This window comes from Bradyrhizobium sp. Leo78, assembly GCF_059512425.1.
Genome location: NZ_JCAMOT010000026.1, coordinates 15,001 through 33,329 on the forward strand (window position 1 = coordinate 15,001; position 18,329 = coordinate 33,329).

The 18,329-nt window shown below is 63.2% G+C and carries 19 protein-coding genes and 1 tRNA gene (1 of these 20 running past the window's edge); 6 read left to right on the top strand and 14 right to left on the bottom strand.

What is annotated here, in order from left to right; all coding sequences use genetic code 11:
* The 5 genes from AC5ZG1_RS28000 to AC5ZG1_RS28020 form a co-directional block, all read right to left on the bottom strand.
* Positions 1–840: the 5' portion of a TRAP transporter substrate-binding protein gene (locus AC5ZG1_RS28000; protein WP_496134684.1), read on the bottom strand. The gene continues 249 nt to the left of window position 1, outside the view; the window shows 840 of its 1,089 coding nt (coding positions 1–840); the start codon lies at positions 838–840; its stop codon lies off the left edge, out of view.
* A gap of 232 nt (positions 841–1,072) precedes the next feature.
* A complete protein-coding gene (locus AC5ZG1_RS28005; RefSeq protein ID WP_130227575.1) occupies positions 1,073–2,410 on the bottom strand; it encodes an NAD(P)H-dependent oxidoreductase in 1,338 nt (445 codons plus the stop codon).
* Positions 2,411–2,572: 162 nt separating this feature from the next.
* Positions 2,573–3,373, bottom strand: coding sequence for a phytanoyl-CoA dioxygenase family protein (locus AC5ZG1_RS28010; protein WP_456645972.1), 801 nt, complete (start codon positions 3,371–3,373; stop codon positions 2,573–2,575).
* A 128-nt stretch (positions 3,374–3,501) separates the two neighbouring features.
* On the bottom strand, positions 3,502–4,176 hold the full coding sequence (locus AC5ZG1_RS28015) for a GntR family transcriptional regulator (RefSeq protein WP_456645973.1): 675 nt from the start codon (positions 4,174–4,176) through the stop codon (positions 3,502–3,504).
* Between the two features lie 92 nt (positions 4,177–4,268).
* Positions 4,269–5,135 (bottom strand): sigma-70 family RNA polymerase sigma factor, encoded by an 867-nt coding sequence (locus AC5ZG1_RS28020; RefSeq protein ID WP_496134685.1) that lies wholly within the window; start codon positions 5,133–5,135, stop codon positions 4,269–4,271.
* Positions 5,136–5,245: 110 nt separating this feature from the next.
* Here AC5ZG1_RS28020 and AC5ZG1_RS28025 point away from each other — a divergent pair, with 110 nt between their 5' ends.
* Together AC5ZG1_RS28025 and AC5ZG1_RS28030 are read left to right on the top strand one after the other, a co-directional pair.
* Positions 5,246–5,701: a carboxymuconolactone decarboxylase family protein gene (locus AC5ZG1_RS28025; RefSeq protein WP_496134686.1), complete on the top strand. Its 456-nt coding sequence runs from the start codon at positions 5,246–5,248 to the stop codon at positions 5,699–5,701.
* Positions 5,702–6,000: 299 nt separating this feature from the next.
* Positions 6,001–7,734 carry an adenylate/guanylate cyclase domain-containing protein gene (locus tag AC5ZG1_RS28030; RefSeq protein WP_496134687.1) on the top strand — a complete coding sequence of 578 codons (1,734 nt, stop codon included), beginning with the start codon at positions 6,001–6,003 and terminating at the stop codon, positions 7,732–7,734.
* A gap of 119 nt (positions 7,735–7,853) precedes the next feature.
* Here the strand turns inward: AC5ZG1_RS28030 and AC5ZG1_RS28035 are convergent, their stop codons facing one another.
* On the bottom strand, positions 7,854–8,663 hold the full coding sequence (locus tag AC5ZG1_RS28035; RefSeq protein ID WP_496134688.1) for an alpha/beta fold hydrolase: 810 nt from the start codon (positions 8,661–8,663) through the stop codon (positions 7,854–7,856).
* A 112-nt stretch (positions 8,664–8,775) separates the two neighbouring features.
* Here AC5ZG1_RS28035 and AC5ZG1_RS28040 point away from each other — a divergent pair, with 112 nt between their 5' ends.
* A complete protein-coding gene (locus tag AC5ZG1_RS28040) occupies positions 8,776–9,318 on the top strand; it encodes a methylated-DNA--[protein]-cysteine S-methyltransferase (RefSeq protein WP_496134689.1) in 543 nt (180 codons plus the stop codon).
* 183 nt (positions 9,319–9,501) lie between these two features.
* On the opposite strand, the gene AC5ZG1_RS28045 is transcribed toward AC5ZG1_RS28040, so the two are convergent.
* The 4 genes from AC5ZG1_RS28045 to AC5ZG1_RS28060 all read right to left on the bottom strand — a co-directional run bounded on the left by AC5ZG1_RS28045 (position 9,502) and on the right by AC5ZG1_RS28060 (position 12,965).
* Positions 9,502–10,371: an MBL fold metallo-hydrolase gene (locus AC5ZG1_RS28045; RefSeq protein ID WP_496134690.1), complete on the bottom strand. Its 870-nt coding sequence runs from the start codon at positions 10,369–10,371 to the stop codon at positions 9,502–9,504.
* Between the two features lie 13 nt (positions 10,372–10,384).
* Positions 10,385–11,002 (bottom strand): glutathione S-transferase family protein, encoded by a 618-nt coding sequence (locus AC5ZG1_RS28050; RefSeq protein ID WP_028163059.1) that lies wholly within the window; start codon positions 11,000–11,002, stop codon positions 10,385–10,387.
* 140 nt (positions 11,003–11,142) lie between these two features.
* Positions 11,143–11,985: a fumarylacetoacetate hydrolase family protein gene (locus tag AC5ZG1_RS28055; RefSeq protein WP_496134691.1), complete on the bottom strand. Its 843-nt coding sequence runs from the start codon at positions 11,983–11,985 to the stop codon at positions 11,143–11,145.
* Positions 11,986–12,110: 125 nt separating this feature from the next.
* Positions 12,111–12,965 carry an MBL fold metallo-hydrolase gene (locus tag AC5ZG1_RS28060; RefSeq protein WP_496134692.1) on the bottom strand — a complete coding sequence of 285 codons (855 nt, stop codon included), beginning with the start codon at positions 12,963–12,965 and terminating at the stop codon, positions 12,111–12,113.
* Positions 12,966–13,081: 116 nt separating this feature from the next.
* On the opposite strand from AC5ZG1_RS28060, the gene AC5ZG1_RS28065 reads away from it, so the two are divergent.
* Complete coding sequence (locus AC5ZG1_RS28065) at positions 13,082–13,537, top strand: DUF3775 domain-containing protein (protein ID WP_496134693.1); 456 nt, start codon at positions 13,082–13,084, stop codon at positions 13,535–13,537.
* Here the strand turns inward: AC5ZG1_RS28065 and AC5ZG1_RS28070 are convergent.
* Together AC5ZG1_RS28070 and AC5ZG1_RS28075 are read right to left on the bottom strand one after the other, a co-directional pair.
* Positions 13,515–14,504: an NADPH:quinone reductase gene (locus AC5ZG1_RS28070; protein WP_496134694.1), complete on the bottom strand. Its 990-nt coding sequence runs from the start codon at positions 14,502–14,504 to the stop codon at positions 13,515–13,517. The two genes, AC5ZG1_RS28065 and AC5ZG1_RS28070, sit on opposite strands and share 23 nt — an antisense overlap.
* A gap of 13 nt (positions 14,505–14,517) precedes the next feature.
* Entirely contained in the window at positions 14,518–15,300 is a 783-nt protein-coding gene (locus AC5ZG1_RS28075; RefSeq protein ID WP_028163054.1) for an SDR family oxidoreductase, read from the bottom strand.
* 150 nt (positions 15,301–15,450) lie between these two features.
* Between AC5ZG1_RS28075 and AC5ZG1_RS28080 the strand changes: the two genes are divergently transcribed.
* Together AC5ZG1_RS28080 and AC5ZG1_RS28085 are read left to right on the top strand one after the other, a co-directional pair.
* Positions 15,451–16,212 carry an SDR family NAD(P)-dependent oxidoreductase gene (locus tag AC5ZG1_RS28080; protein WP_496134695.1) on the top strand — a complete coding sequence of 254 codons (762 nt, stop codon included), beginning with the start codon at positions 15,451–15,453 and terminating at the stop codon, positions 16,210–16,212.
* Between the two features lie 405 nt (positions 16,213–16,617).
* Positions 16,618–16,694: transfer RNA gene (locus AC5ZG1_RS28085), tRNA-Met, on the top strand.
* 387 nt (positions 16,695–17,081) lie between these two features.
* Here the strand turns inward: AC5ZG1_RS28085 and AC5ZG1_RS28090 are convergent.
* Both AC5ZG1_RS28090 and AC5ZG1_RS28095 read right to left on the bottom strand, forming a co-directional pair.
* Positions 17,082–17,384, bottom strand: a complete 303-nt coding sequence (locus AC5ZG1_RS28090; protein ID WP_496134696.1) for a recombinase family protein — start codon at positions 17,382–17,384, stop codon at positions 17,082–17,084.
* A 6-nt stretch (positions 17,385–17,390) separates the two neighbouring features.
* A complete protein-coding gene (locus AC5ZG1_RS28095; protein WP_496134758.1) occupies positions 17,391–18,131 on the bottom strand; it encodes an SDR family NAD(P)-dependent oxidoreductase in 741 nt (246 codons plus the stop codon).
* Positions 18,132–18,329: the final 198 nt, after the last annotated feature.

Below are 18,329 nucleotides of genomic sequence, written 5' to 3' on the forward strand. Positions count from 1 at the left end.
GTCATATTTGCCGGTGACCCAAGTGAAGGCGTCTTCGGAAGCGGCCTGGATCGCGGCCTGATAATGCTTCGGCAGGCTATTCCACTTCTCGAGATTCATGACGTTGTGGCCCTGGCCGGTGCCTTCCCACCAGCCGGGGTAATAATAGAACTTCGCGACCTTCACGAAGCCGAGCTTCTCGTCGTCATAGGGGCCGACCCATTCAGCAGCGTCGATAGTGCCCTTCTCCAGCGCCGGATAGATGTCTCCGCCCGCGATCTGCTGTGGCACGCCGCCGACCTTGGCGATGATCGTGCCGGCAAAGCCGCCGACGCGGAATTTGAGGCCCTGAAGGTCTGCCGTGGACTTGATCTCCTTGCGGAACCAGCCGCCCATCTGCGCGCCTGTCGAGCCGGTCGGGACGCTGGTGCAGCCATATTCCTTGAGCAGATCGTTGAGCAGATCCTGTCCGCCGCCCCATTGCAGCCAGGAGATGTGCTGGCGCGTGTTGAGGCCGAACGGCAGCGACGTGCCGAACGTGAAGGCCGGGTTCTTGCCCCAATAGTAATAGAGCGCGGTGTTGCCCATCTCGACCGTGCCGTTCGACACGGCATCGAGCACCTGCAGGCCGGGCACGATTTCACCGGCCGCGAACGGCTGGATCTGGAATCTGTTGTCGGTGATCTCGGCCACGCGCCTGCAGAAAAATTCGCAGCCGCCATAGAGCGTATCGAGCGCCTTCGGCCAACTCGCCGCGAGGCGCCATTTCACTTCCGGCATCGATTGCGCAACCGCGGGCGCAGCAATGGCGCTCGCGGCGAGCGAGATGCCGCCTGCCTTCAAGAACTCACGACGTTTCATTGCGTTTCCCCTCTGCTGGTGTCGATACCTCGACGAGGGACAACGATCTTGAGTGTCGTTTTGGGCTTCGTCGGTGACCGACGCTGGATTGTGGTGATTGGGTTCGCAGGCCTTCAACAGGCTCTTGTTATCGGAATTCCGAAATTTCCGGTTCCGTCAGCGAGCATGACCGTTCGCCCATCGATAATCAAGCGCAATGCTCTATCGCAGTTGCGAAGCGCGCGCTCAATTGTCAGGCACGCACGCGCTCGGCGTCTGCCTTCGTCCCGCCGAACGCCGCTTCCATCGCCTTGCGCGTCTTGATCGTCTCGTTATTCGCGTCGATCTCGATATCGCTCCAGCGCACCACCGCGCCATGCGCGATATTGTTCTTCAGCTTCACGCGATGGGCGAGCCCGATCGGCAATGCGCCGGCGGCAAAGCTTGCGTGTGCCGGCATCAGCTTGCCCCACACGGTGTAGCCGCCTTCGCCATCGAGCTCTTCGCCTGCACGCAGATCGCGCTTGGCGACTGCGGCGACATCGCCGCGAAAGCCGTGCGGCTGGCCGGTTGGCTCATTGCGTAATGCTGCCGACAGGACCGAGATGTTCAGCTCCAGTCCGATCAGATGATAGGGCTTGTACATCGCCGCATAGCGGCCGGAGGCGTCCGTCTTCAGCCCGTATTGCTTGAAGCAATCGGCGGCATAGTCGTTCGGGGCCTCCAGCACGACATAGACGCCCCAGCGCAGGTCGCGGAAGACCGGACGGCCGTCGCGCTCGATCGACGACACCACTTCCACCACACCCGACTTCTCCAGCACGCCGCCTTTCTCGCGCGGCCGCAAGATATGCGGGAGATCGTCGACGCCGCAGGGCGGAAACAAGAGGCCATCGGAGGGCACGTCGAGGCCGGTTGCGTTGGCAATCGCCGCCATCTCGATCGCGGACTTGGTGCCGTCGAGGAAGGAGTTGAACATCTGCGGATTCATGCCGGCGGATTGCGCCTCGCCGGCGGTGAGGCCGTAGTGGCTCCAAACGCCTTCGGGCGTCACGTCGTGATAAACAGGCAGATACTTCGTGCCCTTGCCGGCGGCAACGACACGAAAACCGGTGCCGCGTGCCCAATCGACCATTTCCGCCGTCAGTGCCGGCTGGTCGCCGTAAGCGAGCGAATAGACCACGCCGGCCTTGCGGGCCTCCTCCGCGAGCAGCGGGCCCGCCAGCACGTCGGCCTCGACGTTGACCATGACGATGTGCTTGCCGGCCGCGATCGCCGCGCGCGCGTGTCTGATGCCGACCGCCGGATTGCCGGTTGCCTCCACCACCACATCCATCGCGCCGCCGGCAATCGCCCGCGCGCCGTCATCGGTGAACGTCGTGGCTTTGATCCGATCCTCGCCCCAGCCGACGGTGCGGCACGCCTCGCGTGCGCGGTCGCGGTCGAGATCGATGATGATGGGCACCTCCAATCCCGGCGTGTGCGGCACCTGCGACAGGAACATCGAGCCGAATTTTCCGGCGCCGATCAGCGCCACGCGAACCGGCTTGCCGGCGGCGGCCCGGGCTTTGAGGAGGTGGTGGAGGTTCATGGCGGGATATCCGAGAGCTGGAATGTCGCGAGGCGCGAGGCTTTCGCCAAGCCGTCATGGCCGGGCTTGACCCGGCCATCCACGTCTTGCTTCCGCGATCGTTGCACTTCGTGGATGCCCGGGACAAGCCCGGGCATGACGAGACCTGAGAAAGTGGCGGCGTTACTCCGCCGCTTGCCGCGGCGCACGCGCCAGCCGGACCAGCGCGTCGTCGGCGACCGTCTGGATCGGCGTGAAATCGCGATGGGCGATGTATTCCGGCCGCGTCGGCGTGCGGATGTAGTTCGAGACCGCGTTCAGTGTCAGGTACACGATCTTGCGCGGATAGGGTGTGATGTTGCCGCTCGATCCATGCACCAGATTGCCGTGGAACATCAGCATGCCGCCGGCCTTGCCGGTCGGCGCGACGATGCCGCCATCCTTCACCAGGCGCGTCACGGTCTCCTCGTCCAGCGTCCACAGCGGATAGGAGGTGGTCTCGAGGTCATGAGCGGCCTTGAGGTCGCCGGCATGGTGGCTCTTCGGCACCAGCATCAAGGGGCCATTGATCGGCATCACCTCGTCGAGGAAGATCGCGATATTCATCGCGCGCGGCTCCAGCATGCCGTCGTCGCGCTTCCAGGTGCCGTAATCCTGGTGCCACTGCCAGACATCGCCGGTGAAGGCCGCCTTCGCGTTGATCTTGAACTGATGCATGTAGACCTTCTCGCCGAAGATCTGCTCGATCGGCTCGATCATGCGCGGATGTGCGCCGAGGGCGCCGAAGGCCTCGTTGTAGAGATGCGCGGCAAAGGCGGTGCGCGGCGCACCGCTCTTCTCGCGCCACACCTCGGGGCGGTTGGCGTCGTAGATACTCACCGCCTCGCGGGCGAGGAAATCCACCTCTTCCTGGCTGAACAATTCGGGCAGGAACAGCCAGCCCTCGCGGTTGAAGAATTCGATCTGCTCTGGCGTCAGTTTCATGGTGTGTCCTCCTTTTGGTTTATCGTTGATCTCTCAGTCGCCATGGCCCGGCTTGACCCGGCCATCCACGCCGTTCTCTCTGCGTCCAAGACGTGGATGCCCGGGTCAAGCCCGGGCATGACGGAGCGTCATGCAGCGATGGTCGCTACCCTCAATCTCTCCTCCGTCATCCGTCCTGCTGTCTGCGCATGCGCTGACGCCGCGGCCTCGGCCGCCGTGCCATTGCCGGCGAAGATATGCGCGGCGATCTGCTCATGCTCGGCCCAGGCGCTTTCGCGATAATCGAGCTCGGCGAGCACGGTCGCCATCGAGCGGCGCATATGCGCCCATTGCGGCGCGATCATCTCCTCGATCGCAGGATTGCCTGACAGCAGATAGATCGCGCTGTGGAAGTCGACATCGCGCGCGATCAGTTCGGCGAGGGGCGTCTTCGCATCGATCGCGCGTCCGGCCGTCAGCGCCGCGTTCAGCCGCTCGCGGCCGGAGGCATCGGTCCTGCTGCGCCCGGCGGCAAGCTGTGCCGCCAGCGCGTCGATCGCGCCGCGGACTTCGTAGAGCTGGCGGATGCGCTGCGGATCAAGCTGGGTCACCTCGAAGCCGCGGCGACCGCTTTCGGCGACCAATCCCTGGCGGTGCAGCAGATGCAGCGCGTGCGACACCGGCTGGCGCGACACGCCAAGCTTCTCGGCAAGCTCGTTCTGGGTGATCCGCTGCCCCGGCGGCAGCGTACGGTCGATGATCGCCTCCAGGATCCGTGCATAGACCTGGTCGATCAGATTGGGTAGCGGCTCGAGCGGGAGCATGCCGGGGTTTCCTTCGGAATACGGAATTCCGTATTCGAAAAGCTAGCCCCGGCTTCAGGTGCCGTCAAGGCGGAACCAGGCTGCCCTTTGCCCTAGTCGCGTGGAAGCATCTCGATGTCGAACGTCGCGATCCGCTCCGCGTCGGCAATAGCCTCGAATGCCGCGATCCTGTCGCCGGCAATGGTGAACTGCAGCACGATCCGCAGTTGCTCGTCGAGAATGACCGCCAGCGCCGGGGTGCCATCGACCAGCGCCGGCTTTGCGGCCTGCGCCCGTCCCTTGAAGGTTTCGGCAACCGCCGGCGCGCCGCGGATTTCCGCCAGCGATCCCAATCGCTGCGCCGCCGCATCGGCGCGGAACACGACATCGGGATCGAGCACTGCGAGCAGGCCCTCGAAATCGCCGTCGCGCGAGGCCGCGAGGAATGCCTCGACGATGCGGCGCTGCCGCAGCGCATCGCTATCGGCCGCCTCGCGGGAGCCCTGCACGCGGCGCCGGGCACGGCTTGCAAGCTGGCGCGCCGCCGCCGGCGTGCGACCGACGATCGGTGCGATCTCCTCGAAGGGAACGGCGAACATGTCGTGCAGCACGAAAGCCAGCCGTTCGGCCGGTGCGAGCGCATCCAGCACCACCAGCAGCGCCGCGCCAACGGAATCGGCCATCTCGGCCTCACGCTCGTGCGTATCGTGCGCGGCCGGCTCGGGCACGTGCGGGCCCATCGGGTCCTCGCGGCGCGCCTTGCGCGTGCGCAGCATGTCGAGGCAGACGCGGGCGATCACCGTGGTCAGCCAGCCTCCCAGATTTTCGACCGTGGAGGCGTCGGTGCGGCTGAGCCGCAGCCAGGTTTCCTGCACGGCGTCGTCGATCTCGCCCGTCGAGCCCAGCGTGCGGTAGGCCACGGCACGCAGATGGGCCCGATTGGTCTCGAATTGGGCGGCCAGAAAATTTTTCTCGTCCATCGGTCACACTCTCCATCTCGCGTCCGTCATGGCCATGACGAAGCAAATCCGGCCGGTGTGACAGCAAATCGGCCGGACCGCGTCAAAGCCAACGATATGGAGAACCAACGATGCAAGCCCGCATGAACCACCCGGTGATGGTCATTCCCGAGGCCATGAAGACAATGCAGGCGCTCAGCAACCTGCCGCACGGCAATCTGTCCGAGAAACTGATCGAACTCGTGCAGTTGCGCGCCAGCCAGATCAACGGCTGCAGCGTCTGCGTCGACATGCATCCGAAACTCGCGAAGAGGGCAGGGGAAACCGACGAGCGCCTGTTCTGCGTCGCCGCCTGGCGCGACGCCCCCTATTTCACCGACGCCGAGCGCGCCGCGCTTGCGCTGACGGAATCACTGACCCGGCTTAGCGACCGCGAGGAGGGGGTGCCGGATGCGATCTGGCGTGAGGCCGACAAACATTTTAACGAAAAGGAGTTGGCGTCCCTGATCCTTGCGATCGCCGTCATCAACGTCTGGAATCGCCTCAACGTTGCCGTCCGCCAGCCGGTCGGTTCGTGGAAGGTGTGATAGCAAAACGCTTGCCCCCTCCTGCCTTTGGGAGGCGGTCGCGACACTGTGGCCGGTGAGGAGCCTCCTCACCCGCCGCCTTGCCTTTTCCTGAATTCATTATTGAGCACTTAAGGTCCGCGCAGAAAAAGCCCGCCGGTCCCCGCGGCGCTGAAAACGACACGCAATCCTGCCTCTGGAACTGTGCTAAGTTCCCGGCCGCTGATCAGTTGGCCAAGTCTCGATCGGCCCCGCTTCCCATTCTCGTGTCGTCCTGTTCCTACTTCGAAGATCCGCGTGTCACACCAGAGCGCCCTTTGATGCTGCAACCGACAATCAGAAACCGAATCCTTGGCATCGCCATGGGCCTCATCGTGCTGATGGCCATCATCTCGGTGTTGTCGACGGTGATGGCAAGGAGGATCGCCCACCAGCTCGATGAGCTGACGACGAAATATGTTGAGGCTTACGGTCATCTGGCGCGGATGAACGTCCGTTCGCTGGAGCAGGCATTGGCGCTCCGCAGGATGGTGATCGCAGGCATGCGATCGCCACCGGACCAGGCTGCCGTGGCCGAGCAGCAGAAAGTTTACGAGGCGAAGGGTCTGCAAGTCGATCAGGAAGCGAAGACCGCGCGTGGCCTCATCAACGCGATCATCGCGGATCTTTCCACCGAATCCGACAACGCGAGGCTGGGCCGGATCGACGATCGAATTGAGACGCTGAATAACGACCTCCGCCGCTATCTGGGTGAGGAGCACAAACGGCTGCTGCCGCTGCTCGAAGCCGGCAATCTTGCCGAAGTCAATGCCAGTCTTGCTCGCACCGAAGCCCTGCGCAATGAACTCAACCAGAGAGTGGACGAGGTCCGCGGGGAGATGCTGGCGCAGGTGCGCGCGGACGCCTCGGCGACGATGAGAGATCAGCAAAGCTCGATCTTGATCTCGGTCATTCTGACAGCACTCGCCGCGATACTGGGCCTGCTGTTTTCGTTTTTCGTAAGCACCGGCATCACGCGGCCTGTCAGGCGCTTGCTGGAGGGCACCCGCGCCGTCGAAGCCGGCCGGCTCGATGGCTCGATCGACGTCACCACGCGAGACGAGATCGGCCAACTGACAACGGCGTTCAACAAGATGGTGGAGCAATTGCGCCACAAGGAGCGGATGCGTGAGACCTTCGGAAGATACATCGATCCGCGAGTCGTGGAAGGGCTGATTGAGAGACAATCATTGACCGCGACCGACGGTCAGCGCCGTATCATGACCGTGCTGTTCTGCGACATGAAGGGCTTTACCAGCCTCAGCGAAGGAATGACACCGCAGGGATTGGTCAAGGTGATGAATCACTACCTCTCGACCATGTCCGGCCCGATCCGCAGCCATCACGGCATCATCGACAAATATATCGGTGATGCGATCATGGCCTATTGGGGCCCGCCATTCAACGAGGATGCCGAACAGGCGCGGCTTGCCTGCCTTGCCGCCGTCGACATGGCCGATCGCGGTACGGCATTGCGGACGGAATTGCCCGAGCTGCTCGGTGTGCGGTCGGTACCGAGCGAGTGCGACGTTCGCATCGGCGTTGCGACCGGCGAGGTGCTGGTGGGAAGCATCGGCTCGGAGTTCATGATGAGCTACACCGTCATGGGCGACGCGGTAAACCTTGCCTCGCGCCTGGAGGGCGTGAACAAGATATACGGCAGCCATGCCCTGGTTTCCGAAGCGACGGTGAAAGCGGCCGCCGATGCGATCGAGTTTCGCGAGGTCGATCGGCTGGTCGTCGTTGGCCAGACGCGGCCGGTCACGGTGTTCGAGATCATCGGGCGCAAGGGCGAGCTCAGCCCGGCACAATCGGCATTGTTGAAGCGATACTCCGAGGGACTGGCCGCTTATCGCGCCCAACGTTGGGACGAGGCGCTTACGGCCTTCAAGGAGGCACTTGAAGCGGTTCCCGCCGACGGACCATCCATGACCTTTGTCAACCGCATCGAAGGCTTCAAGACAAATCCGCCCGCCGATGCCTGGGATGGCTCGTGGTATCTCGATCACAAGTGATGCGGCTCTCTCCACCCGTCATTGCGAGCGCAGCGAAGCAATCCATGCCTCAGTGACCCGAGAAATGGATTGCTTCGCTGCGCTCGCAATGACGTGGCTTTGGCTGACGTGACGGACCGTTACTCAGCCAGAAAATCCAGCACGATCTCGCAGTAGCGTTGCGGGGCCTGCTCGAACATCGGATGCGTCGTGCCCGGGATGATCTCGGTGCGCGAATCCTTCACATGGGCCGCCAGCGTGTGCAGCACCTTCGGCAGTGCGCCTCTGGTGTTGGCGCCGCCGATGAACAGTGTCGGTGTCCTGATCGCTTCGGCGTCCGCCTTCGAGAACGGCGGCCGCTTGTCGCGCGTCTGGCCGATCAGCGTCGTTGCGTTGTCGCGCAACGGCTCTTTCACCGCCGCCGGCAGCCGCTTCCAGGCGCCGGGGCCTTCCAGCGCGTCGATGAAGATCTGCAGCCCGCCATCGATGTCGCCCTTGGCGATGATTTCGGCGGAGGCGGCGATCCGCCCCGCCAGCGGGGAGGGGCCCGGCTTGAAGTCGGGATCGAGCGTCTCATCCAGCTCGCCGCCGGGCTCGGCCAGGATCAATTTGCGCAGCAGATCAGGCCGCCGCTGCGCGACGCGGAAGGAGACGTGTCCGCCGCGCGAGTGGCCCATCAGGCCGACCGGTTTCGGTTCGATCTGCTCGATGAAGGCGATGACGTCTTCGACGTGCTGGGCGATCGAATAGGTGTCGCCGACGCCATTCCAGCGGTCGGGGAAGAAGTGCCGGAGGCTGACCGCGATCACGCGGTGCTTGCGCGACAGAAGTCCCAGCGTCGCCGACCAGATGCGGAAATCGCAGAGCGAGCCGTGCACGCACACCAATGGCGGCCCTTCGCCCACCTCGAGATAGGCCATGTCGTATCCGTTGACGCGAAGGGTTTGCATGGGGATGCTCGCAAGTTCCCGCAGGATTCGGGTGGATAGCAACATTCTCCAAGCCTAGATTCCATTGCAAGGACAAAGCTCGAAATCTCGAGCCTGAGATATGGAGCAAGCCATGACCGGCCAGCATTTTGCGATCTTTGACACCGTGATCGGCGCCTGCGGCGTAATGTGGGGCGAACACGGTATCACCGGCGTGCAATTGCCGATGGAGACCGAGGAAAACACCCGCAAACGCATCCGGCAGCGGGGCGGCGAGGTGACGGAAGCCGCACCGCCAGTGGAAGTGAGACGCGCGATCGAAGCCATGATCGAACTGCTCGAGGGCAAACCGAACGATCTTGCCGAGGTCGTGCTCGACCTCGACGACGTGCCGGCATTCAACCACCGCGTCTATGACATCGCGCGCAGGATCCCGCCGGGCAAGACCATGACCTATGGCGAGATCGCCAAGCAGCTTGGCGGCGTCGAGCTGTCGCGCGACGTCGGCCAGGCGCTCGGCCGCAACCCGTGCCCGATCGTCGTGCCCTGCCATCGCGTGCTCGCAGCCGGCAACAAGCCCGGCGGCTTCTCGGCGAATGGCGGCGTGGTGACGAAGCTGAAGATGCTCGAGATCGAGGGCGCGATCGTCAACCACACGCCCAGCTTGTTCGATTGAGCTCTGACGGTGCCGCGGGCTCGAACACCTCTTCCATCGGGAGAGGCCGGATAGCGTCAGCGATCCGGGTGAGGGGTTCAGGTCTCTCGATAGAGCGTAACCCCTCACCCGGCGCTACGCGCCGACCTCTCCCTTTGGGAGAGGTGAGGAGAACGCGGCCGAGCCGCAGCTCCCCTCCGACAGCTACACCGCCTCGCACGTGAACCCGTCGCCGCTCCGCTTGATCTTGCCGACCGAGGGCGAGGGGAAATGCGCGGTGCAGCAGAGCGTATCGGTATCGCAATAGCGCTCCAGGAAACTGCGCCGCGTCCGCGCCGCCTGCGCCTGGTCGACATCGAATTTCGCCGACAGTTCCGGATAATGCGTCTGCAGCGGCGAGTGCATGAGATCGCCGGAGAACACGGCGTCGTCCTTGCCGCGCCCAAGAGTGAAGGCGACATGGCCCGGTGTGTGCCCGGGCGTCGGCAAAATGCGTGCGTGGTCGCCGATGGCGAAATCATTCGTCACGATCGCCTCGCGCTTTGACTCCACGATCGGCAGCACGCTGTCGACGAAGGGTGGCACCTCGCTCTTTTCGTTCTGCGCGGTCCAGTAGTCGAACTCGCCCTTGGCAAAGACGTAGCGCGCTTTTGGAAACGTAGGCACCCAGCGGCCGTTTTCCAGTCGCGTGTTCCAGCCGACATGGTCGACATGCAGATGCGTGCACATCACATAGTCGATGTCTTCGACCGAGCACCCGGCCGCGGCGAGGCCGCGCATATAGGTGTCGTCGGTCTTCATGTTCCATTTCGGCCGCTGCGGGCGCGGCTTGTCGTTGCCGATACAGCTATCGATCAGGATGGTATGATGCGGCGTCTTCACGACATAGGACTGGAAGCACAAGAGCAGCACGTCGCTATCGTCGAGCGCCTTGGCCTCGCGCATCCAGGCCCGGTTCTCGGCCAGCATGTCCGGCGTCAGGCCGGGCAGCATGTCCAGCGCCGGCAGGAATGCCGTCTCCTGCTCGATGATGCGGTGGATGGTGAGGTCGCCGATCGAGAAGATGAGGCTCATGGCAGACTCCGCTTCAGGCTGGCGGCGGCACCGAGATCTTGACTGATGGCCGTTCCAGCATCTTCTGGTTGAACGTATCAAGCTTCGGATAGGCCTTGCGCCAGCCGCAGTCGGAGAAGCGGAGGTCGGCATAGCCGAGCACGCAAACCAGTCCGATCTGCGCGACGTTGAACGGCCCGGAAAGCACATCCTCCCGCTGCTCGAACCGCGCCATGCCGGCCCAGGCCCGGTTCCAGTGATCGTCGTACCAGGCCTGCCACTGCAAGCCCTGCGGCCGCACCATCTTCTCGTACCGGCACAACAGCATGGAATCGAGCATGCCCTGCAGCAGCGAGTGGTCGGTTTTCGCCTTCCAACGCGCCGGTCCGGAGGCCGGAATCAATTTGCCGCCGCCGGCGAGATCGTCGAGATATTCGACGATGACGTAGGAATCGAGGATGACGTCGCCGTCATCGAGGATCAGGACCGGCAGTTTCTTCAGCGGGTTGATGTCGCGCGTGTAGGCATCGTTTGCGGTGCCTGGCGCGACCGTGGCGGGCACCAGTTCGATCTTGTCGATCAGCCCGGTCTCGATCGCAGCAATGCGCACTTTGCGGGCAAATGGCGAGGCGGGCGAGAAGGTAAGCTTCATCTGGGTGAATTCCCTCGGGAGTTCTGTTTCGCCGTCATGCCCGGGCTTGTCCCGGGCATCCACGTCCTCGAAGCGACAAGCGTGGATGGCCGGGACAAGCCCGGCCATGACGAGCTAGCGCCCACCGGTGAAGCGCCGCATTACGCCGCGACAATCTCCTGGCGCTGCTCGCCCAGGCTCTCGATGCCCAGCGTCACGACGTCGCCGACGTTGAGGTACTGCGGCGGCTTCATGCCGGTGCCGACGCCGGGCGGGGTGCCGGTCGTGACGATGTCGCCGGGCAGCAGCGTCATGAACTGCGAGACGTAGGAGATGCACTTGGCCATCGAGAAGATCATGGTCGAGGTCGAACCGGTCTGGCGGCGTTGGCCGTTGACGTCGAGCCACATCGAGAGGCTCTGCACGTTCGGAACCTCGTCCTTGGTGACGAGCCAGGGGCCGAGCGGGCCGAAGGTGTCGTGCGACTTGCCCTTTGTCCACTGTCCCAGACGCTCGATCTGGAAATTGCGCTCCGACACGTCATTGCAGACGCAATAGCCGGCGACATGGTTGAGCGCGTCGGCCTCGGAGACATATTTGGCGCGGGTGCCGATGATGGCGGCGATCTCCACTTCCCAATCCAGCTTGGTCGAGCCGCGCGGCTTCTCCACGGCGTCGTTCGGGCCGGAGAGGGCGGTGTTGGCTTTCAGGAAGAAGATCGGCTCGGACGGAATGGGATTGCCGGTTTCCTTGGCATGGTCGGTGTAGTTCAGCCCGATGGCGACGAATTTCGAGATTCCGGTGACCGGCGCGCCGAAGCGTGGGTTGCCGGGAACAGCAGGCAGCTTGGACGGATCGAGCGCGGCCAGCTTGGCCAGGGATTCCGGCGAATAAGCCTCGCCGGTGAGGTCCTTCAGATGCGCCGACAGGTCGCGCAACTGGCCGGATTTGTCGATCAGGCCGGGCTTTTCCTCACCCTTCGCGCCGTAACGAACAAGCTTCATTTTTGATCACTCCCTACAGGGGTTTTTGGACTTTGCGGACTTAGGACGCTTCATGGAGCAGCACGGCGCGAAATTCAACTGCCGAAAGCGCGGGGTGGGGTGGGCAAACGCAGGTAGTGTGGGCGCTAGATCCGTTCCAGCGCCATGAACTTGAAGGCCTCCCCCTCGCGCTTGATGTGACCGGCGGTGAAATGGCCGCCGATCACCAGCGTCGGCGTATCGGCAAAGCGGGAGAACAATTCGCGGCGCGTCGCCGCCGATTGCTTGTGGTCCGAATCCGCCGTTGAGGACCAGTCCGGATGGGCCATCTGGCAGGGATGGTGGGCGACGTCGCCGGTGAGCAGCGCTTCCTCGCCGTCGGAGCGGATGTGGATGCTCATATGGCCCGGGCTGTGGCCAGGCGTCGGGATCAGCGTGATCTCCTCCGTCAGGCGGTGGTCGGAGGGCACGAGGTCGGCCCTGTCGGCATCCGCGATCGGCTTCACGGAATCGGTGAATACCGCGATTTGGTCAGGCGATTTGCCGTGGTCCCGCCAATGCTCGAATTCGGTCCGGCCGAACACGTAGCGGGCCTTGGGAAAGGTCGGCACCCATTGGCCGTCAACGAGCTTGGTGTTCCAGCCGACATGGTCGACATGCAGGTGCGTGCACAGCACGGTGTCGATGCTATCGGGGGGAAAGCCCGCCGCGGTCAACGTCTCCAGGAAGGGATGCTTGCGGTTGTTCCAGCTCGGCACGTTGCGACCCTGCTTGTCGTTGCCGAGCCCGGTGTCGACGATGATCCGCCGTGTCGGCGTCTCCACCAGCAGCGAATGGATCGACATTTTCAGCCGGCCTTCGTCGGTGGCGAAATGCGGAATGAGCCAGGGCAGCTTCTGGACTTCCTCGTTGGTCGCGAGCGGCAGGATGAAACGGGTATGCCCGACCGTCTCCAATTCGACGACCTTGGTGATCTTGACCCTGCCTACTTTCCACTCCATCGGCGGCTTCCTTATTGAAACGCTTGTTATCGCGAAGATGCTGGTTTCCGCTTGCTCGCGCAATGGATCATCTCGGATGATCCGGCGTTATCGGATCGCGAGAACAGGAGCGCGCAATGGCCGAACTGTCGATATCGACCGATAAAGTCGGTTTTTTGATCGAGAAAGCGCGGGAATTCGACGTCAAGGAAGCGGCATCCGACCCGGATTCCGGCTCGAATGCTGCCGACGACGAGATGATCGATGTGCTGGAAGATGATGGCCAGGATCCGGTCGAGCTGGAAATCAGAGGCTTCATCCGCGCACTTTCCGAAGACGAGCAGATTGATCTCGTCGCCCTGATGCGGCTTGGGCGCGGCGATCGTCCGATCGAGGAATGGGACGAGCTGCGGCGAGAGGCCGCCGATCAATATAACGGCCGCACCGCGCGCTATCTGCTCGGCGAACCCATGCTGGGCGACCTGTTGGCGGAGGGGCTCGAGGCGTTCGATCGTCCTTGGGCCGACGAGCGCACTTCGGCGGACTCATCCAGCGAGAGTGAGCGGTCGGTCAACGAGCGCAATCAACGATAACGGTGCCGAGCTTGTCGCCTTTCTCAACCGCCAGATGAGCCTGCGCCGTTTCCGACAACGCAAACTGGCCGGCGATGTTGTGCAGGCGCGGTCCGGCCGCGAGCCATTTCGTGATGTCGGCCTGCGCCGCGGCGAGCAAGGGCAGTGGTAACGCAAACAGCACCAGCGCGCGCAAGGCGATGCATTTCTCCATCAATTCGCGCATCGGCACGACGGGGTTGCGATTGCCGTTGGTGGCGTAGACGGCGATCGTGGAATTGACCGCCATCAGCTTCAGCGTACCAGCGAGATTGCCGCCGAAATCGACATCGACCACGCGATCGACGCCGCGTTGATGGGTGAATGCCATGGCCTTCGCAACGACGTCTTCCTCCTTGTAGTTGATCACGAGATCGGCGCCCGCGCGGCGCGCCTGCTCGGCCTTGTGCGGTGAGCTGACGGTTGCGATCACCTCGGCGCCGCCCCATTTCGCCAATTGCACGGCATAGTGGCCAACTGCGCCGGCGCCGCCGGTAACCAGCACGGTTTTGCCCACGATCGGCCCGTCCGCGAACAGGCAGCACCACGCGGTCATGCCGGGGATGCCGAGGGTGGCGCCTTCCGCGAAGGTGAGGTTGTCCGGCAGCGGCGTCACGAGGTGCTCGGCGAGCGTGATATATTCCGCGGCGGTGCCAAAGGCGCGACCGTTGCGCTGGCCGTTGAACAGCCAGACCCGGTCACCGACATTGAACCGCTTCACGCCGTCGCCGACCTGATCGATGATCCCCGCACCATCGCTGTTCGGGATCACGCGCGGATATTCCATCGCTCGATAATTGCCGCCGCGGCGGCCGACATCAGCGGGATTAACGCCGGAAGCTTCCAGGCGGATGCGCACTTCGCCCGCACCCGCCGCCGGCGTCGGTACTTCGCCGAAAGTCAGGACCTCCGCCGCCGGGCCCGTCCGCTCGTACCAGACCGCTCTCACAGCGTGCCCATCCTCACAGCGTGCCCGGGAAGGCGCCGCCGTCGAGCAGGATGTTCTGGCCGGTGATGAAGCCGGCCTTGGCGCCGCACAGGAACGCACAGGCGTAGCCGAACTCTTCGGGATCGCCGAAGCGACCGGCGGGATTGAGTTTGGCGCGCTCGGTCAGCACTTGCTGGGGCGTGATGCCGCGCTTCTCGGCTTCCGGTTTCGCAGTGCCGAGCAGGCGATCGGTCTCGAACGGCCCCGGCAGCAGCGCATTGATGGTAACGTTGTTGATGACGGTCTTGCGCGAGAGGCCCGCGACGAAGCCGGTGAGGCCGGCGCGCGCACCGTTGGAAAGTCCCAAAATCTCGATCGGCGCCTTCACCGCGGCGGAGGTGATGTTGACGATGCGCCCGAATTTCCGTGCCATCATGCCGTCGACGGTGGCCTTGATCAGCTCGATCGGGGTCAGCATGTTGGCGTCGATCGCCTTGATCCAGTCGTCGCGGGTCCAGTTGCGGAAATCGCCGGGCGGCGGACCGCCGGCATTGTTGATCAGGATGTCCGGCTCCGGGCAGGCCTTCAGCACGGCCTCGCGGCCCGCGGGCGTCGTGATGTCACCGACGATCTCGGTGACGGTGACGTCGGGATGCGCTTTGCGGATCTCGTCGGCGGTCTTCTTCAGCGCGTCCGCGCCGCGCGCCGTCAAGGTGACATGGACCCCCTCATTGGCAAGCGCGATGGCGCAGGCGCGGCCCAGACCCTTGCTTGAGGCGCAAACGATGGCACGGCGGCCTTTGATCCCAAGATCCACTGTTTCACTCCCGTGATGTCAGGCGGTTTCTAAAATGTTCGATGCTGGCCACTTTAGCCAACGCCGCGCGGCCTGATAAGTCCCGCGGCGTTGCATGGGCCGAAATCGTAGGTATCAATGCGCGCATATCAGGTTCTAGGAAACGTACCCATGTCCGATCTGTTCGATGTAAGCCAGGAAACCATCTTGATCACCGGCGCGAGCCAGGGGCTGGGCCGGCAATTCGCCCGCGTCCTTTCCGCGCATGGCGCCGCCGTCGTCCTGGCGGCGCGGCAGACCGGCAAGCTGAAGAGCCTGGAGGAGGAGATCAGGGGCAAGGGCGGCCGCGCGAGCGCGGTGCAGATGGACGTCACCGACATCGCCAGCATCGGCAAAGCGCTGGACGCAGCGGAAGCCGCCTTCGGCCCGGTCAGCGTGCTCATCAACAATGCCGGCATCGCCATCGAGAAATTGTCGACCGAGCAGACCGAGGCGGATTGGGACGCCGTGATCAACGCCAATCTCAAGGGCGCCTATTTCCTGGCGACCGAACTGGCGCGGCGCATGATCGCGCGCAAGCAGGGGGGCAACATCGTCAACATCGCTTCCGTGCTCGGCCTTAGCGTGATGAAATTCCTCTCGCCCTACACGGTCTCGAAGGCCGGCATCATCCAGGCCACCAAGGTGATGGCGCTGGAGCTCGCCGGCAACAACATCCGCGTCAACGCGCTGGCGCCCGGCTATATCGACACCGAGATGAACCACGATTTCTGGGCGACGCCCGCCGGCGAGAAGCTGACAAAGCGGATTCCGCAGCGCCGGGTCGGGGCCGAATCCGACCTCGACGGCGCGATCCTGCTGCTGGCCTCAAAAGCCTCACGCTACATGACCGGCACTGTGGTGACGGTCGACGGCGGGTTCTTGCTGAACTGAGCCATCATCCGTAGCCCGGGTGAAGCGCAGCGTAACCCGGGAATCTTCGCGGACAGGCTCCGGGTTTCGCTGCGCTTCACCTGGCCGCCCCCTGTTTCTCTTGGTCCAAGGCTCTGTCCAAGGCTCTGTCCAAGGCTCCACTTTTGCGACCTTTCCGGCAAGGGAGGTTCCAAACGTCCGATTCGCGCACGAATCCCGTCAATCTGGCCGTCACAAAACCTCAAAAAACCTGTGCCTAAGGGCTTTCCAAAGCGGATCAGCATTGATACATACGCCTCGCGCCCGGTTGCCCTCGGCCCCGGGTCGCCTTCTCAGGAAGTTTTCGAACGGATCGAGCGGCGCCCTTCCAAGCGTTGTCCGCCTCACGTTCGGCCTCTCTCCATGCAAGGCGGAAATCCGGTTTAACGCGGGGTGGAGCAGCCCGGTAGCTCGTCAGGCTCATAACCTGAAGGTCATAGGTTCAAATCCTATCCCCGCAACCAACTCAAATTGCGAAACCCCAGCCCCCGTGGCTGGGGTCTTCGTTTTGAGGGCAATTGCCAGGATTCCCGCCAGATCGCCTCGGACCTCGATCTTCAGTTCCTTGCCCCCGGGCGTGAGGACGATCTCCTTCACGAGAGGACGCAGGACCTCCCCGGCTTTGAGCCGGGTTGCCTCCGTATCAGCCTGCAGCGCCTCATGCAGCGCCCTGACTTGTTCTCGATAGAAAGTTGCCATCTCGGGGTGTAGCAGCGGTGGGGGCTCATCCGCGTCGGACAATACCTGTTCGAGCTCGGCCTTACGGCTCTCAAGCTGAACCATCTTTGAATTGATCCTATCGGCAGCACCACCTTTGAGGATCAAGTCCAGCAGGGTATCGAGTTCGCGATCTACCGTTTGATCTCGGGCCGAGCAGCCTCGATCGATGCCGAGCCCTCCATCCGTGCCTGACGCTTGCCAGTTTCGGGGTCTTTGACGAATCGTTGTCGATTCCAAACGATCCGGCCGACATACATTTCGTTGTTCAAAATTCCATTGCCGCGCTTGGTGTTACCGTTGATAGTGCTGAAACCCCAATCGCCACCGCCGGGCGCCGCAACGCCATCCTTATTTAGCTCCATAGCGATGCGTTTCGCTGACTTGCCTACGACATAGTCGCGAAGATCCGGCGCACTACCGCTGCCGAAGGTCAATTTTGCTCAGGCGATCGCGCCCCCGTCCGCGGTCAGGATGGCGCCCGTGATCACGCTTGCCGCAGGACTGGCAAGAAACACCACAGCGTTCGCGACTTCGCGCGGCTCGGCGAACCGCCCCAAAGACGTCAGGGCTCGCTGGAAGTCGGCAGCCGCGCCGTCCGCCGGGTTTGAATCGGTATCGGTCGAGCCGGGTTGCACGAGGTTCACGGTGATCCCGTTTGGCCCTAGTTCGCGCGAAAGCCCGCGGGTGAAGGAGGTAAGGGCCGCCTTGGACATCGCATAGACCGTCACGCCCGGGAACGGGACTCGCTCCCCAAGGCCCGAACCGATCGAGATAATGCGTCCGCCTTTGGCGAGATGCGGAATTGCTGCCTTCGCAAACAGCACTGGCGCTCGCACATTGACATCCATCACGGCCTGGTATTCGCTCACACTAAGGTCGGCAATCGTTCCGTTGTGACCGATGGCGGCGCTGTTGACGAGAATATCGAGCCCTCCCAATGCTGAGACGGCTTCACTCACGGAGCGCGCGATAGCTTCCGGGTCGGCGCTATCGGCCTGGATCGCGATTGCGCGGCGCCGCATGCTCTTGATGGACTTAGCCACCGCTTCAGCTTTCTCGGCCGCATGCTGATAGGTAAACGCGACGTCAGCGCCGGTCTCCGCCAGCGTCAGCGCGATTGCGGCCCCGATGCCTCGCGAGCCGCCAGTGACCAATGCACGTTTCCCGCTCAGATCGATCATGTTTGCCCTGTCTATCATCGCTGTTTCAAGCACTCAGGTCGTTCGTATAACGAAAGGCGTTCGACAGCCTTATCCGCGAACTTAGTATTCGAGGTCTCCCTCTATCAGTGTCGATAAATGCGAAGCTGTGTTGCCACGGTAGGAACGCCGAAGAAAGCGAATGTTTCGCCGGTGCAAGATCTGGGAATTGTACGGCGC